This is a genomic window from Megamonas hypermegale (assembly GCF_900187035.1).
In the GTDB taxonomy this organism is placed as follows: domain Bacteria; phylum Bacillota; class Negativicutes; order Selenomonadales; family Selenomonadaceae; genus Megamonas; species Megamonas hypermegale.
The window spans coordinates 1059427-1075339 of sequence record NZ_LT906446.1; the positions used below are offsets into that span (position 1 = coordinate 1059427).

Sequence of the window (15913 nt, forward strand, 5' to 3'; positions counted from 1 at the left end):
TTTTATGGAAATCACGGTAAGTAGTATTCCTTTACCGATAGATGAACATTACATGATAAAAAAACAACGTCTTATAGGCGAAAATCAAGATACTCCCACTCGCCTTTGCATCGTCAGCGGTATACACGGCGACGAACTAGAAGGACAGTATGTTTGTTATCGCTTACAAGAAAAGTTGAAAGAATTAAAAGGTAAATGGAATGGCATTGTAGATATTTATCCTTGCTTAAACCCATTAGGAGTCGATTCTATCACTCGCAAAGTCCCAATGTTTGACCTAGATATGAACCGCATTTTCCCTGGTGATGCAGAAGGCTCTATGGTTGAATACGTATCCAGTTGTATCATTGATGATATACAAGGCGCTGATTTAGTCATAGATATTCATGCCAGCAATATTTATCTACGAGAAATTCCTCAAATCCGTATTAATGAACAGCAAAAAGAAAAATTATTGCCAATGGCAAAATGGCTGAATATGGATTATATTTGGATTCATTCCGCTTCCACTGTATTAGAAAGCACTTTTGCCTACTCATTAAACGAACGATGGACGCCTACTTTAGTCGTAGAAATGGGCGTTGGTATGCGTTTAACACCTTCTTATGGCGATAGACTTTGCGATGGCATTTTAAACGCTATGATGCACCTTGGCATGATGAAAGTACAGAAATTATCCATAAAAAAACCTATTATAAGTACAGATGGACAAGTACATTTTCTCAATGCACCTTGCTCCGGTCTGTTTATACCAACTGTTCATCATGAAAATCTCGTGCGTAAAGGCGATTTAATCGGTCATATTGTAAGTCCATTAGGTGGCGTCATAAAAAGCGAAATAATATCTCCATGTGATGGATTATTATTTACTTTACGCGAATATCCAATTGTCAATGAAGGCAATTTACTCGGTCGTTTATTGGAGTGTACATTATGAAGAAAAAATTAATTTATGAATTAAAATCCCTTTATAGAGATAGCCTACGCGTTTACGCCTATGAATTTGGTGAAGGTGAAGATAGCGTCTGTATAGTCGGAGCATTGAGAGGTAATGAAGTCCAGCAAATGTATATCTGCTCCTTACTTATCGAACGCTTAAAATCCTACGAAGAAAACAACTACATCACTAAAGGTAAAAAAATCGTTGTCATTCCTTGTGTAAATACTTATTCTATGAACCAAGCAAAACGATTTTGGCCACAAGATGATACTGATATAAATCGCATGTTCCCTGGTTACTATGCAGGCGAAACAACTCAACGCATTGCTGAAAGCATTTTTGATGCAGTAAAAAATTTCCCTTACGGCATTCAATTCACTAGTTTTTATATTCCAGGACAATTTTCTACACATATTCGCATGATGAAAACAGGTCTTGAAGATATTGAAAACAGTAAATTATTCGGTTTGCCATATGTCATAGTCAGAGCGCCTCGTCCATATGATACGACTACGCTCAATTACAATTGGCAAATATGGAATTGCAAAGCTTATTCTCTTTATACAAAAGCTTGTGATTTTATCGATAAACCTAGTGCCAAAGAAGCATGTCGCAGTGTATTGCGCTTCCTTCATGAAAAAGAAATAACAACACTGCCTATACCAGGTGGTTTCCATAGTGAAGTAATCGAAGAAGACCGCATGCTCTCTATAAAATCCAAGACAGCAGGCTTTATGGAACGCTTAGTTAAAGTAAATGAAGAAGTTCATAAAGGTGAAATTCTCGCTAAAATTTACGACCCATATGAACACACCGTCATTGAAGAATTAACTGCACCATGCAATGGAACAGTATTTTTTGTTCATGCTAAAGATATCGTTTATGCTCATACATCTGTCGTCAAATTAAAAATAAATAATATATAAAAAAAGGCTGTAGCAAAATTTGCTACAGCTTTTTCTCTTATTCTGCTTCTTGCGAAAATACTTTTATGCGCTGTTGTCTAATCCAATCGCCAATCTTTTTACCTTTGATATCTTTAGGGCAATCCTTTATGGATACATCATGCAATTTTTTTAAATACGATTTATAATCAGCTAAATAATAAGGCAATCCCTTACTATCTGCTAAAATTACACAGTTAAAACCTTCAAAACCTAAAGGATTTTTTTCTACATCTAATAATAAATCGACAATTTTAGATATTTTTTTTAATCTTCCCGCACGCATATGCTCTTTAATCACGAACAAACCACCCTGCAACCATTTTTTAGGCAAAGTCATTCGCTCATTCCATTTAAGCAAGATATTTTCTCCTATTCTTTCATGACCATAATGATGTGGCAACATCTCTAGCGGCGTAGCTCCTTTGCCTATATCGTGCACTAAACCTGCAAAACGCACTGCTAAATCACTCGTCATGCCCGCTATTAAATCGACAATTTCCATCGTATGTTCAAAAGCATCGCCTTCAGGATGAAAATATTCCGGCTGAGTCTTACCAATTAATGCATGAATTTCAGGAAAAAGTACTTCTAGCAAATTTGCCTGCTCTAACACGCGGAAAAATTTTGACGGATATTCAGTAGACAATGCTTTTTTCAGTTCCTGAACCTCCCACGACTAAAGTCGCGGGGTTCTCGGTCAAGTATTCTAACGAATACAGTATCTCCGAGCTATCCCCATAGTTCCTACGGTTCTTGTATATGTTATTCAAGATTAAGCTATGTTTAATATTCTTAACCCTTCATCTCTAATATTTATAGCTGCATTTACATCTCTATCGTGATGTGTTTTACATTCAGGACAGTTCCACTCTCTAACATTTAAATCTTTTACTTCAATATTTTTATACCCACAAATATGACATAATTGGCTTGAAGGATAAAATTTATCTATTTTGACAATAACCCTGCCAAACCATTTGGCTTTATATTTTAGTTGTCTCATAAACTCTGACCAAGTGACATCAGCTATATTTCTTGCTAATTTATGATTTTTCATCATGTTTTCAACTTGCAAATCTTCAAGACAGATTACATCGTAATTTCTGATAAGTTGACATGTCACTTGATGTAGTAAATTGCGTCTTTGATTGGCAATTCTATCATGCAATTTAGCTACTTTTACTCTAGCCTTTTCCCAATTTGAATTACTTCCATACTATCATCTAATATAATCATGACATATGTATAGCAATATAGCAAGTGTTTATATATTAACTGCCTATTTTAAATAACATATACAAGAACTGTAGGTTCTTCTTTAGTCGTATTATGAGGTCTCGTTCATATAGAAACGCTACTTTCTATACAGTTCTCTTATGAACTTCCGTTACTTTCGTAACGGCACAGACTATATCTTATCCCTCAGCTTTACCTGTTAGAGTCTGTCCACTTCCTCAGTCAATAGCTTACTGAGTACTTCCCTCAAGAGGAATAGTCGTTGAACGTTCTCCTATTCGGAGCTTCGCTGCTGATTGTCCATTTTTCAACACTTAGGATTTAACCTTATGCTATATATCTGATTTTTTCTGCTTTCGCCACATTCACGTTTAACTTTATTTCATGTTTACGTTGTAGTTCAGATATCTTTAGGGCTTTCCAGCAATTCAAACAGTATTGGATAGATCTTAGTCTATCTCTACGTACATGTTTCTATATACGCTGACTATTTTGTTCGCCTAACTCATGATTAAAATCACAAGTGTGCGGCTCACAATAATCAAAAATTCTCTCTTGCGGTTCATAGAAAAATTCATCTTTGCATTTATACATTAAATCCAAAGTGTTTTTTGTAACTGTAAAATTAAATTCACTGGCTTGTCTAGCCGCTCTAAGTGCACGCACTGGGTCATCAGCAAAATGATTTGAAATAGCTTTTATCTGTTTTTTCTTAATATCTTCCAGACCATTATATGGGTCTAATATCTTTTCAGATAATATATCATACGCTATAGCGTTCATCGTTGTATCACGGCGATATAAATCTTCTTCAAGTGTTATTTTTTCATCACAAGTCGTTTCAAATCCTTTATAGCCATGTCCTGCTTTTTTCTCCTTGCGAGCAAAAGCAACTTCACAATTTTTGCCATCAATATTCAATAAATACACAGGAAAAGATTTTCCAATTCTTTTTGCCTCGGGAAAATTTTCTTTAAACGTCGCTTCTTTTAAATGACAAATCATATAGTCTTTATCTTTCGGTGGATAATCACGCAAAATATCGCGCATCCAACCTCCAACAATATATGCTCTACCACCTAAAGAAGCAATTTTATTTGCAAAATCAACTTCATTCATCTTATTTACTCACTTCCATTTTATATGATACAAAAAAAGATATCCCTATTTTAAGAGATATCTTTTTATCTTTATTAAACTATTTTAGCACCTTCACTATCGATATCAAGCACTAAATATTTTGCATTAATTTTGTGTTTCGCAAAAGCTTCTACCATTGCTTTACCGATTGCTTCATAATTTTCTACAGTATATGCAATAAGTGTTGGACCTGCTCCACTTATAGTCGTACCAAGAGCGCCATTTTCATCAGCAACTTTAAATACATCATTCATACCTGGAATTAAATCAGCACGATATGGTTGATGTAATTTATCTTCAAATGCGCCTTTTAAGACATCTACTTTACCTTGACTAAGTGCTCCGATAATCATAGCTATATGACCAATATTAAAGATAGCATCTTTAAGCGGAATTTGTTGTTTTAAAACAGCACGTGCTTTTTTTGTTGGCAAATAAAAATCAGGTATCGCTACAACCATCTTTAATGGGAAATCAGGCAAAAACGATATATGTTTTAAATTTCCATGGAGAAAAGCACTGACTGTAATACCGCCAAATAATGCTGGAGCTACATTATCTGGATGACCTTCAATTGCTGTTGCCATCTCAAATATTTCCTGCACTGAATATTTATTATCAAGGCAAGCATTTGCTGCTACAAGTCCTGCAACTATAGCAGTAGCACTACTACCTAAACCACGTGATAAAGGCACATTATTCGTCATTTTTATATGAGCACCTTTATATTTTGCACCTGATTTTTTAACTAATTCTTCAATACAGCGCCAAACCATATTTCTATTATCTTTTGGTATATTTTCTGCTCCATCGCCGTATATCTCTATCGTCAACTTTTTTTCTTCTAATAAAGTCAACTCTAATTCATTATAAATACTACAGGCGATACCCATTACGTCAAAACCTGGACCGCAATTAGCAGTAGTGCCTGGTACTTTAACTTTTACACATTTACTACTACTCATATTCAATCCCCCTGAGGCATTATTACTCTAATCATATTGCTGATTTCACTGACAACATCGAGATTGTTCAAACGAACTTTTATATCTTCAATTTGACTATTATTGACATCGTGTGTAATCGCTACAATTTCTGAACGGTCAGCTACTTTGCGTTTTTGAATTACAGAATGCAAACTGATTTCACTTTCGCCAAACGCTGTTGCAATAGCACCGAGTACACCTGGTTTATCTTCAACGAGCAAACGAATATAATAACCAGATCTAACTTTATCAGGTGGACATAATTTCTTTTCTTCATAGCATGTGCAACGAATTCTGCCAAAACGGTCTTTGCCCATGTCACGAGCAACATCAATTATATCCGCTAAAACGGCTGAAGCTGTTGGTTTTTCGCCAGCACCTCTACCATAAAACATTGTATCACCAACGGCATTACCATGAATGAATACAGCATTATACACATTTCTAACAGATGCCAATGGATGAGATTTTGGTAAAAATGTAGGATGAACTCTGACATCTATGCCATCTTTAGTATTTTTAGCCACTGCTAATAATTTAACAGCAAAACCAAGCTCTTTAGCATAGCTGATGTCTTCTGGTGTGATTTTAGTTATACCTTCCACTTTTACATCATCAAGACTGATACGTGTATTAAATGCAATAGAAGATAAAATAGCGACTTTTCGAGCAGCATCTAAACCTTCTACGTCAGCAGTTGGGTCTGCTTCAGCATATCCTTTTGCCTGTGCTCTCTGGAGTGCTGTTGCATAATCCATGCCTTGTTCTGCCATTTTAGTGAGCATGTAATTCGTCGTACCATTTACGATACCGATTAAATCTGTGATTTTATTAGCAGTCAAGCTCTGTTTAAGCGGTGTGATAATTGGAATACCGCCACCTACGCTAGCTTCAAACATGAAATCAACATCATTTTTTTCTGCTGCATCAAACACATCTTTACCAAATTGTGCTACAACATCTTTATTAGCAGTAACGACATGCTTGCCATTATTCATCGCTTTAAGCATATATTCAAGTGCTGGATGAATACCACCTAAAAGTTCTACAACAATATCGATTTCTTTATCTTCTAAAATATCATCAGCATTAGTAGTAAGTGTTACCATATCAGATAATGCGCGATGTTTTTCTACATTGCGTACTAAAACTTTTGATACTTCAATATCGCAACCGATTTTTTCTTTTATATCGTGATAATTATCCTGTAAAACTTTTATTACACCCGTGCCAACTGTTCCGCCACCGAGCAATCCCAATTTTATCTTCTTTACCATACTGTATTCCTCTCTTCAATTAAAAATTAAACTTGACCAATTACCTCTAAACGTCTTACGCCACTTATCATGCGCAATTTATCCAAAAGAGCTTCAAGGTCAATATCCATATTTTTAGTTTCAATTGAAACGGTAGCCACTGCTACTCCTTGTAAAGGAATACCCTGATTAATAGTTAACACATTTCCTTTATCTGCGGAAATCATATTCAATACATTGGACAATACACCCTGTTTATTGTCCAATACAAAAGACACTGAAACAATTTTATTAATGCTCGCTTCATAGAAAGGAAGTACAAAATCTTTATATTTATAATAAGCACTACGGCTTAATCCCATCTTAGAAACAGCTTCATTTATAGTCATATTATCGTGACGACGCAACATTTCTTTTACTTTTATTGTTTTTTTAATTGCAGACGGCAATATATCTTCCTTTACTAAATAATATCCTGAATCTTTTTTTGTCATTATCAAAATCCTCCGTACTTGTGTAATGGATAATTTTCTTTATATAGTAGACATTATATCATCTTACAATTAGAATAGCAAAGGGAATTTTACAATTTTGCAAAATTTATCGTTTACCAGCTTTTATTTTATTTTCTGTACCATTCATTAAACGTCCGATATTGGACTTATGGCGATAAATGACAAATAAAGCTGCTACTACACCAAAAGCTACAAATTCAAATGGCATTCCTAATATAAAGGCAAAAATAGGTACACATATTGCCGCTATAATCGAAGCAAGTGATACATATTTACTAATCATTACAATTACAAGCCAAATGATAAAGACAATAGCCGATACAGTTGGCATGAGCATGATTATGACACCAAGACCTGTCGCTACTCCTTTACCACCTTTAAATTTTAAAAATAAAGATAGCGAATGTCCAATGATTGCCACAATACCGCCAATTATCATGGCAGTAGAAGTCCCTACTAAAAGCATTCCAAGATATACACCTATCATGCCTTTCAGTAAATCCGCTACAAAAACAATAAAACCAGGCAATTTGCCTAAAGTACGCCAAGCATTTGTTGCACCAATATTTTTACTGCCGTATTCACGCAAATCAACATTCCAAAAAGTTTTTCCCAAAATCAATCCACTTGGAATAGAGCCTATTATATAACTACAAAGAATTACTATAATATACGATAGCATTATTCATCTTCCTCTTTTCGTCCACGCACGATTAATTTAAGTGGTGTACCTTCAAAACCAAATGATTCGCGCAATCTATTTTCTAAGAAACGCAAATAGGAAAAATGCATCAATTCTGGGTCATTAACAAATATCAAGAATTTTGGTGGTTTAATATCTGCTTGAGTCATAAAGTAAATCTTAAGCTGTTTACCTTTATGAGATGGTGGTGGATTTATAGAAACAGCATCCAATACAAGCTGGTTTAATACACTTGTCTGAACACGCATAGCTTGTTGTTCTGCTACGTATTTAACCAAATCAACTACGCGATGTACACGCTGTTTTGTGAGTGCTGAAGCATAAAGCACTGGTGCATATTGCAAAAATCCTAATTCATCACGGATATCTTCTGTATAACGCAAAGAGGTTTTATCATCTTTTTTTATTAAATCCCATTTATTTACAACGATAATGCAACCTTTACCAGACTCATGTGCATAACCTGCAATCTTTTTATCCTGTTCAGTTACGCCTTCTGGAGCTGAAAGAACCATTAAAACAACATCGGCTCTATCTACTGCACGCAAAGAACGCATAACACTATAGCGTTCTACTGGCATATCTATTTTAGCTTTACGACGCATACCAGCAGTATCGATTAAAGTAAAATGCGTATCACCGTCTTCAAATTGCGTATCAATAGCATCACGTGTTGTACCAGCTACATCACTTACGATTACACGTTCTTGACCTAAAAGCGCATTTACAAGTGAAGATTTACCTACATTTGGTCGACCGATTACAGCAATGCGAATTTCATCATGTTCTATATCATCATCTAAATCTTTCGGGAAGTTTTTAACGATTTCATCTAATAAATCCCCTACGTTAAGTGCATTTGCCGCAGAAATACCAATAGGGTCCCCTAATCCTAAATTATAAAATTCGAATACATCCATATGTTGTTTAGGACTATCGATTTTATTTACCGCCACAATAACAGGTTTTCGTGTATTGCGCAAAATATGAGCGATTTCTTCATCATCATGCGTAAGACCTGTACGACCATCTACCATAAATACAATTACATCAGCTTCTTCAATAGCCAGACGAGCTTGCTGACGCATTGAAGCTAATATTTTTCCTTCACCATCATTTTCCAATTCGATACCACCTGTATCAATCATTGTAAATTGATGATTAAGCCATTCCGCATCCATATAAATGCGGTCGCGTGTAACACCTGGAAAATCTTCTACAATAGATACACGTTTTTTACCAATCTGATTAAAAAAAGTGGATTTACCAACATTTGGTCGTCCAACAATAGCAACTATAGGTTTAGCCAATTTATTCACCTCGTAATTTATTTAATAATTTTTTACACTTAAAATTAAAACCCATGATAATATCAATTCTTCATATTCGTCAAATACAAAGACAATATTCATCAATATTATTTTGTATATGCTGCATTAGATTGCCATGTATAAATAGCTTTACTGCGACTACATTCTATATTATACCAATCAGTCAAAAGTTTTTTCAAATCAGTACCATCATCTGCAACTTTAACTTCTTCATCGCTGAAAGCTTTCTTTATATCATCTAAAGAATAATCATCTAAGAAAATATCCTCGCCTTCTCTAAGTGCACTAGAAGGAATTATTATACCACGGCGCGGACGATTTTGCTTTGATTTTTGAAGATTTTTTATGATATCTTGTCCTGTGAGAAGCCCCGTTACAGTTACTTCATGACCAAAGAAATCATTTTCTAAAGCAAGTACCTGCACATCTAAATTTTTAATAGGCATTTTCGCTACTAAATCTTTAATTATTTTCCCAACTGATTTACCACAGACAATATCTAAAGCAAGCGGCTTTTCATAGTCCTTTGTATCAATCTCTGTATTTTTCCATTGCTCAACAAAATTGCGCACTAATCCAATACCATTATCTAATTGAGGAAAACCATCATATTCACTAGCACTAGGAAGTTCTTCATTTGCTAATAAATAAAATTCATCACTTAAATAAACAAAAGCACTGCCTGTTTCTTCGCGCATTTTTTGTTGCCATTTACGAACCTGTGCGATAACTTTTTTAGCACCTTCACTGTCAAATGTTTCCAGTGGATAACAATTTTCTCTAAATTTTGTAAGACCAACAGGCACAACCCCTATACTTAAAGCATATGGTCGCATATTTATTATATCTGATATCGTCCTATCTAATTCTTCACCGTCATTATGTCCTGGGCAAAGTACAATCTGTGTATGATATTCTACCTGCGCTTCATTTAAAGCTTTAAGCTGTTCCATTATCAATGCAGCTCTTTTTTGTCGAAGCATTTTTGCTCTAAGCTCTGGATTTGTCGTATGCACTGAAACGTATAAAGGCGATAAATGCAATCTCTTTATACGCTCTAAATCCTGTTTAACTAAATTTGTCATGGTTATAAAATTGCCATATAAAAATGATAATCTATAATCATCATCTTTAATATAAAGTGAAGAGCGCATATCTGGTGCAACTTGGTCTACAAAACAAAAATAACAATTATTAGCGCATTGGCGAATTTTATTGAATACAGCAGACTCAAATTCTGCCCCTAATTCTTCATCGATATCCTTTTCAAAACCGATTACTTCTTGCTCACCGTCAGCGTGTTCTACTAACATCTCTATTTCTTCATCAGCTAATGCAAAACTCAAATCAATGATATCCATTAATTCTTGCCCATTAACAGATATAATTTTATCACCCGGTACAAGTTCTATTTCCTGTGCTAAAGAATTTTCATGTACTACGGAAATTATTCCACCCTTTGTCAAAATTAATTCACCTCTTCAATAAAATTTTGTTGGATAATCAGAAAAAAAGAGTGATGAATTTCACCACTCTTTTATCGTTTTTTATTAAACTAAAAACTAAATTCAAAAAATATTATTCGTTAACTTCATCACTGATAGTTGTAGCTTTTTCTTCTTCTGCTTGTTTAGCTAAGAAATCCTGATATTCTTTCTTTTCAGCATCTTGTTGTACTCTAGTGATGCTAAGTGCAATTTTTTTGTTATCCATATCTACATGAATAACTTTTACAGTAACTTCATCGCCTACATTTACAGCTTCGGAAGCTTTAGTGATATGTTTTGGAGAAAGTTCACGCATACGGATAAGGCCATCAAAACCTGGTTCAATTTCCATGAAAGCACCAAAATCAGTTAATTTAACGATTTTGCCTTTTACATAAGAACCTACAGGATATTTTTCAGCTTTATCGAACCAAGGGTCACGAACTGTATCTTTAATGCTTAAAGAAATACGACCTGTTTCAGCATCAAAAGCTTTAACAAGTACTTCTACTTCTTGTCCTACAGAAAGTACATCGGATGGATTTTTTACATGTTCCCAAGAAAGGTCGGAAATATGAACAAGTCCATCAACACCGCCAATATCAATAAATGCACCGTAATCAACTAAACGTTTAACAATACCTTTACGTTTTTCACCTTCAACGATATTAGCAAGTACTTCTTTACGTTTTTCAGCACGTTCTTGTTCTAAAACAACACGACGAGAAAGTACTAAACGCTGTTTTTTAGCATCTACTTCAATAACTTTTACACTTACTTTTTGACCTACAAATTCATTTAAGTCTTTTACAAAGTGAAGTGCAACTTGAGAAGCTGGAATGAAACCACGTAAACCACAAGCAGAAGTCAAAAGACCACCTTTTACAACTTGCTGAATTTCAACTTCAATAACTTGTTCGTTTTCTTTGATTTCTTCAACTTGTTTCCAAGCTACTAAACGGTCAGCGCGTGTTTTAGATAAGATAACACCATTTTCACCGCCAAGAGCTACTACATAAACGTCGATTTCATCGCCGACTTTTACAACATCTGTAGCATTATCCGGTTCTGGATATGCTAATTCTTTTTTAGGAATAGGAATTTCTGTTTTATAACCGATATCTACATACGCTTCATCACGGTTAACCAAAACCACAGTACCCTTTATAACTTCATGTGGATTAAATTCCTTCATAGATTCTTCTTTTAATAAGCTTGCCATGTCTTGCACTTTTCATATACCTCCTTGATAATCCAGTCAGGCGTTGAGGCTCCGGCTGTAATACCAATTTTTTTAATATTATTGAACCAATCATCTTGTAGTTCATCAACTGTTTCAATATGATGCACAACGCAATGTTCGGCACAAATTTGCGCTAATCTAGTTGTGTTAGCACTATTACGTCCACCAATAACGATTACCATATCTACTTCTTTAGCTAATTTAATAGCAGCAGACTGTCGTTTGTTTGTAGCCGTACAAATCGTTCTTAATATCCTAATATCATAAGATTTATTCAATAAAATACTGACAATTTTATTGAATTTATCTGCAGAAAAGGTTGTTTGTGCTACAATACCCAATCGTGGCACAAAGCTAATATTGCTAGCTTCTTCTTCTGTACAGAGCACTAGCGCATTTTCTCCTGCCCATTTTTTAATACTTATGACTTCTGGATGTTCTTTTTCGCCTATAATAATAACTTTGTAGCCTTCATCTGCCAACTTTTTAGCCGACATCTGGGCTTTTTTCACATGTGGACAAGTAGCATCTGCAAGCTCCAGCCCTCTTGCCTGTATTTTTTCATACACACTTGGGCCAACACCGTGAGAACGTATAATTATTTTTCCACAATTCATATCTTCGACTTCTTCTACCACACCGATTCCTTTATCAGCCAAAGATTTGACCATTTGGGGATTATGAATTATTGGGCCTAAAGAACAAACTTTTTTTGATAAATCAGCACTATCTTTTGCTATTTTAATAGCTCGCTTTACGCCATAACAAAATCCATAATCGTCAGCTAAAATTACTTCCAAAATCAATCACCATCAAAAATTATATTACTAAGCCTTTGAACTTTTTACGATAAAATCGCAAATTTCCTAGCTAAAATATTTAATTAAAAATATATTGCTAGGCAAACCCCGCAGCTCCTACGGTTTTTTTATTACACAAATTATGACAAAAACCATAAAAGTGTACTTCTACTTACCAATTAGTATACCATATATTACTATCTATATTCTACTGTATTTTTAACATAGAGGAAATTTCTTGCATTATTTTTTCGGTAAATTCTTGTAAATTTTCTTTATCAGCCTTTTCAGCTTCAAAATACATTGGTTTTCCATAAGATACTTTCAATCGACGAAACGGTCTTAATTTAAAAGTCCCTTCAATAGCAACTGGCACCACAACAGCTTTTGATTTAGCTGCAATCAATGCAACACCCGGTGCCCCCTTATGCAATTTTCCATCACGACTTCTCGTTCCTTCAGGAAACATACAGATACATTCTTTTGCTTTAAGCATAGTTAATGCTGTTTTTATCGCTGCTCTATCAGAAGCGCCACGGCGTACTGGAAAAGTATGCACATTACATAATATATTTTTAAGAATTGGCACATGGAATAATTCTTCTTTCGCCATATAAGCCAAATGGCGTGGAATAAAAGTCCCTACAAGTGGTGGGTCCCAATTACTTAAATGATTAGATGCTAAAATTACAGCACCTTCTTTCGGTACATTTTCTGCCCCCACAACCTTTGTCGGAAAAATAACCGAATAAATAAACATAAACATTAATTTTAATATTTTATACAGCATAATTTACCATTCCTATAATTAATCTTGTACCATTTTAATTATGGTTTTCAAAACTTCATCAATAGTCATGTCTGTCGTATCTAAAAGTACAGCATCATCAGCTTTTTTTAATGGAGAAATTTCTCTATTCATATCAGCTTCATCGCGCGCTATAATATCTGCTTTTATTTTTTCTACCTGAACCTCCCACGACTAAAGTCGCGGGGTTCTCGGTCAAGTATTCTAACGAATACAGTATCTCCGAGCTATCCCCATAGTTCCTACGGTTCTTGTATATGTTATTCAAGATTAAGCTATGTTTAATATTCTTAATCCTTCATTTCTAATATTTATAGCTGCATTTACATCTCTATCGTGATGTGTTTTACATTCAGGACAGTTCCACTCTCTAACATTTAAATCTTTTACTTCAATATTTTTATACCCACAAATATGACATAATTGGCTTGAAGGATAAAATTTATCTATTTTGACAATAACCCTGCCAAACCATTTGGCTTTATATTTTAGTTGTCTCATAAACTCTGACCAACTGACATCAGCTATATTTCTTGCTAATTTATGATTTTTCATCATGTTTTTAATCTGCAAATCTTCAAGGCAGATTATATCGTAATTCCTAATAAGTTGACATGTTACTTGATGTAGTAAATTGCGTCTTTGATTGGCAATTCTATCATGCAATTTAGCTACTTTTACTCTAGCCTTTTCCCTATTTGAACTTCCTTTTGTTTTTCGAGAAAGCTCTCTTTGGAGTTTAGCTAATCTAGTCAATGATTTCTGCAAGTATTTAGGATTGCTATATTTTACTGCATCTGAGGTTATGACAAAATCCTTTATTCCTAAATCCAAACCGACATATTTATTCGTTTTGATGAATTCAGGTTGAGGCAAGTCTGTACAACATAGTGCAACGTAATATTTTCCACTAGGAGTCTGTGATACTGTCGCACTTAAAATCCTACCTTCTATTTGGCAATATTTATCTCTTATTTTTATCTTACCTATTTTAGGTAATTTTATTTTATTTCCTAAAAATACAATGTTGTTATTTGTCATATTTGTTTTGTACGATTTATACCGATTCTTTTTAGATTTGAATTTGGGAAAGCCTGCTTTTTGTTTATTAAAAAAGTTTTTATAAGCTGTATCTAAATTCTTTAAAGCATTTTGTAAAGAGGATTTATCTGGTTCTTTAAGCCACTTTTTTTCTTTTTTTAATTGAGTAAGCTCTTTTGAGCATTCATTATAACCTATATTTTTCTTATTTTGTTCATATGCTTTAATTCTTCTATCTAAAAAGTGATTATATATAAAACGTACACAGCCAAAAGTTTTTTGAAGTAAACTTTCTTGTGTTTTATTGGGGTATATCCTAAATTTATAAGCTTTTTCCATAATAAACACTTACGCTTTCTTCTAATTAATGAATAAATATATCCCACGTATTACTTCCATACTATCATCTAATATAATCATGACATATGTATAGCAATATAGCAAGTGTTTATATATTAACTGCCTATTTTAAATAACATATACAAGAACTGTAGGTTCTTCTTTAATCGTATTATGAGGTCTCGTTCATATAGAAACGCTACTTTCTATACAGTTCTCTTATGAACTTCCGTTACTTTCGTAACGGCACAGACTATATCTTATCCCTCAGCTTTACCTGTTAGAGTCTGTCCACTTCCTCAGTCAATAGCTTACTGAGTACTTCCCTCAAGAGGAATAGTCGTTGAACGTTCTCCTATTCGGAGCTTCGCTGCTGATTGTCCATTTTTCAACACTTAGGATTTAACCTTATGCTATATATCTGATTTTTTCTGCTTTCGCCACATTCACGTTTAACTTTATTTCATGTTTACGTTGTAGTTCAGATATCTTTAGGGCTTTCCAGCAATTCAAACAGTATTGGATAGATCTTATTCTATCTCTACGTACATATTTCTATATACGCTGACTATTTTGTTCACCTAACTCATGATTAAAATCACAAGTGTGCGGCTCACAATAATCAATATTATAACCTTTTTGTGCCATCTGTTTTGCACGGCGATTTGCTCTTTCATCAGCTGATGCTGTCAAATATATTTTTAAATCGGCATTTGGCAATACGCAAGTACCAATATCTCTACCATCCATCAATATTTTACCTTGCTTTGCCATATTTCTTTGCAGTTCTACCATTTTTTCACGAACTTGTCCGACAGCGGCTACTTGTGAAACGAGTGCTGTTACCTGCGGAGTTCTAATTTCTGTAGTAACATTTGTACCATTTGTTTCAACCTGTAAATTTTGCTTATCATCATACGATAATTTTATATCAATATCCTGTACAGAAGCTATTATCTGCTCAGTTGAAATCGGCGGTTTATATTCCTGTAAAACGCGCCAAGCTACAGCGCGATACATAGCCCCCGTATCTATATAAATATATTTCAACTGTTTAGCCACCATCTTGGAAATTGTAGATTTTCCTGCACCAGCTGGCCCATCAATAGCAATTACAGATTTTGTCATAATAATCACCTAT

The 15913-nt window shown here is 34.4% G+C and carries 15 protein-coding genes and 2 pseudogenes; 2 read left to right on the top strand and 15 right to left on the bottom strand.

Annotated elements, in window-relative coordinates:
* Nucleotides 1-4 precede the first annotated feature (4 nt).
* Both CKV65_RS05040 and CKV65_RS05045 read left to right on the top strand, forming a co-directional pair.
* Nucleotides 5-937 carry a M14 family metallopeptidase gene (locus CKV65_RS05040; protein WP_027890293.1) on the top strand — a complete coding sequence of 311 codons (933 nt, stop codon included), beginning with the start codon at nt 5-7 and terminating at the stop codon, nt 935-937.
* Nucleotides 934-1866, top strand: a complete 933-nt coding sequence (locus tag CKV65_RS05045) for a M14 family metallopeptidase (protein ID WP_027890294.1) — start codon at nt 934-936, stop codon at nt 1864-1866. The genes CKV65_RS05040 and CKV65_RS05045 overlap by 4 nt, the downstream gene beginning before the upstream one ends.
* A gap of 37 nt (nt 1867-1903) precedes the next feature.
* Here the strand turns inward: CKV65_RS05045 and CKV65_RS05050 are convergent, their stop codons facing one another.
* The 15 genes and pseudogenes from CKV65_RS05050 to cmk form a co-directional block, all read right to left on the bottom strand.
* Nucleotides 1904-2545, bottom strand: coding sequence for an HD domain-containing protein (locus CKV65_RS05050; protein WP_081654857.1), 642 nt, complete (start codon nt 2543-2545; stop codon nt 1904-1906).
* 114 nt (nt 2546-2659) lie between these two features.
* Nucleotides 2660-3088: pseudogene (locus CKV65_RS05055) on the bottom strand (RNA-guided endonuclease TnpB family protein); the annotation flags it as partial.
* 509 nt (nt 3089-3597) lie between these two features.
* The gene (locus CKV65_RS05060; protein ID WP_051177649.1) at nt 3598-4242 is read right to left on the bottom strand and encodes a tRNA nucleotidyltransferase/poly(A) polymerase family protein; all 645 of its coding nucleotides are present in this window, start codon (nt 4240-4242) and stop codon (nt 3598-3600) included.
* A gap of 74 nt (nt 4243-4316) precedes the next feature.
* Nucleotides 4317-5228, bottom strand: a complete 912-nt coding sequence (gene thrB / locus CKV65_RS05065) for a homoserine kinase (protein ID WP_027890621.1) — start codon at nt 5226-5228, stop codon at nt 4317-4319.
* A 2-nt stretch (nt 5229-5230) separates the two neighbouring features.
* Nucleotides 5231-6526: a homoserine dehydrogenase gene (locus CKV65_RS05070; RefSeq protein ID WP_027890620.1), complete on the bottom strand. Its 1296-nt coding sequence runs from the start codon at nt 6524-6526 to the stop codon at nt 5231-5233.
* A 26-nt stretch (nt 6527-6552) separates the two neighbouring features.
* Nucleotides 6553-6999, bottom strand: coding sequence for an ACT domain-containing protein (locus CKV65_RS05075; protein ID WP_027890619.1), 447 nt, complete (start codon nt 6997-6999; stop codon nt 6553-6555).
* 106 nt (nt 7000-7105) lie between these two features.
* Nucleotides 7106-7702 carry a glycerol-3-phosphate 1-O-acyltransferase PlsY gene (plsY, locus tag CKV65_RS05080; RefSeq protein WP_027890618.1) on the bottom strand — a complete coding sequence of 199 codons (597 nt, stop codon included), beginning with the start codon at nt 7700-7702 and terminating at the stop codon, nt 7106-7108.
* A complete protein-coding gene (gene der / locus CKV65_RS05085) occupies nt 7702-9033 on the bottom strand; it encodes a ribosome biogenesis GTPase Der (RefSeq protein ID WP_027890617.1) in 1332 nt (443 codons plus the stop codon). Before der ends, plsY begins: the two co-directional genes overlap by 1 nt.
* A gap of 107 nt (nt 9034-9140) precedes the next feature.
* On the bottom strand, nt 9141-10520 hold the full coding sequence (locus tag CKV65_RS05090; protein WP_027890616.1) for a DUF512 domain-containing protein: 1380 nt from the start codon (nt 10518-10520) through the stop codon (nt 9141-9143).
* 112 nt (nt 10521-10632) lie between these two features.
* Nucleotides 10633-11763, bottom strand: a complete 1131-nt coding sequence (rpsA, locus tag CKV65_RS05095) for a 30S ribosomal protein S1 (protein ID WP_027890615.1) — start codon at nt 11761-11763, stop codon at nt 10633-10635.
* Nucleotides 11748-12584 (bottom strand): 4-hydroxy-3-methylbut-2-enyl diphosphate reductase, encoded by an 837-nt coding sequence (ispH, locus tag CKV65_RS05100; RefSeq protein WP_027890614.1) that lies wholly within the window; start codon nt 12582-12584, stop codon nt 11748-11750. The genes rpsA and ispH overlap by 16 nt, the downstream gene beginning before the upstream one ends.
* 208 nt (nt 12585-12792) lie before the next feature.
* Nucleotides 12793-13374 carry a lysophospholipid acyltransferase family protein gene (locus CKV65_RS05105; protein WP_027890613.1) on the bottom strand — a complete coding sequence of 194 codons (582 nt, stop codon included), beginning with the start codon at nt 13372-13374 and terminating at the stop codon, nt 12793-12795.
* A gap of 18 nt (nt 13375-13392) precedes the next feature.
* Nucleotides 13393-13548: pseudogene (locus tag CKV65_RS05110) on the bottom strand ((d)CMP kinase); the annotation flags it as partial.
* Nucleotides 13549-13662: 114 nt separating this feature from the next.
* Nucleotides 13663-14772, bottom strand: a complete 1110-nt coding sequence (tnpB, locus tag CKV65_RS05115; RefSeq protein ID WP_095197719.1) for an IS200/IS605 family element RNA-guided endonuclease TnpB — start codon at nt 14770-14772, stop codon at nt 13663-13665.
* Between the two features lie 555 nt (nt 14773-15327).
* Entirely contained in the window at nt 15328-15900 is a 573-nt protein-coding gene (gene cmk, locus CKV65_RS05120) for a (d)CMP kinase (protein ID WP_081654874.1), read from the bottom strand.
* Between the last annotated feature and the right edge of the window lie 13 nt (nt 15901-15913).

Excerpts from the sequence above, each read along its gene's own strand:
- CKV65_RS05075 (WP_027890619.1), bottom strand. The coding sequence starts at position 6,999 with ATGACAAAAAAAGATTCAGGATATTATTTAGTAAAGGAAGATATATTG.
- rpsA (WP_027890615.1), bottom strand. The coding sequence starts at position 11,763 with ATGGCAAGCTTATTAAAAGAAGAATCTATGAAGGAATTTAATCCACAT.
- CKV65_RS05060 (WP_051177649.1), bottom strand. The coding sequence starts at position 4,242 with ATGAATGAAGTTGATTTTGCAAATAAAATTGCTTCTTTAGGTGGTAGA.
- CKV65_RS05045 (WP_027890294.1), top strand. The coding sequence starts at position 934 with ATGAAGAAAAAATTAATTTATGAATTAAAATCCCTTTATAGAGATAGC.
- plsY (WP_027890618.1), bottom strand. The coding sequence starts at position 7,702 with ATGCTATCGTATATTATAGTAATTCTTTGTAGTTATATAATAGGCTCT.
- tnpB (WP_095197719.1), bottom strand. The coding sequence starts at position 14,772 with ATGGAAAAAGCTTATAAATTTAGGATATACCCCAATAAAACACAAGAA.
- CKV65_RS05105 (WP_027890613.1), bottom strand. The coding sequence starts at position 13,374 with ATGCTGTATAAAATATTAAAATTAATGTTTATGTTTATTTATTCGGTT.
- thrB (WP_027890621.1), bottom strand. The coding sequence starts at position 5,228 with ATGAGTAGTAGTAAATGTGTAAAAGTTAAAGTACCAGGCACTACTGCT.
- CKV65_RS05070 (WP_027890620.1), bottom strand. The coding sequence starts at position 6,526 with ATGGTAAAGAAGATAAAATTGGGATTGCTCGGTGGCGGAACAGTTGGC.
- CKV65_RS05040 (WP_027890293.1), top strand. The coding sequence starts at position 5 with ATGGAAATCACGGTAAGTAGTATTCCTTTACCGATAGATGAACATTAC.
- cmk (WP_081654874.1), bottom strand. The coding sequence starts at position 15,900 with ATGACAAAATCTGTAATTGCTATTGATGGGCCAGCTGGTGCAGGAAAA.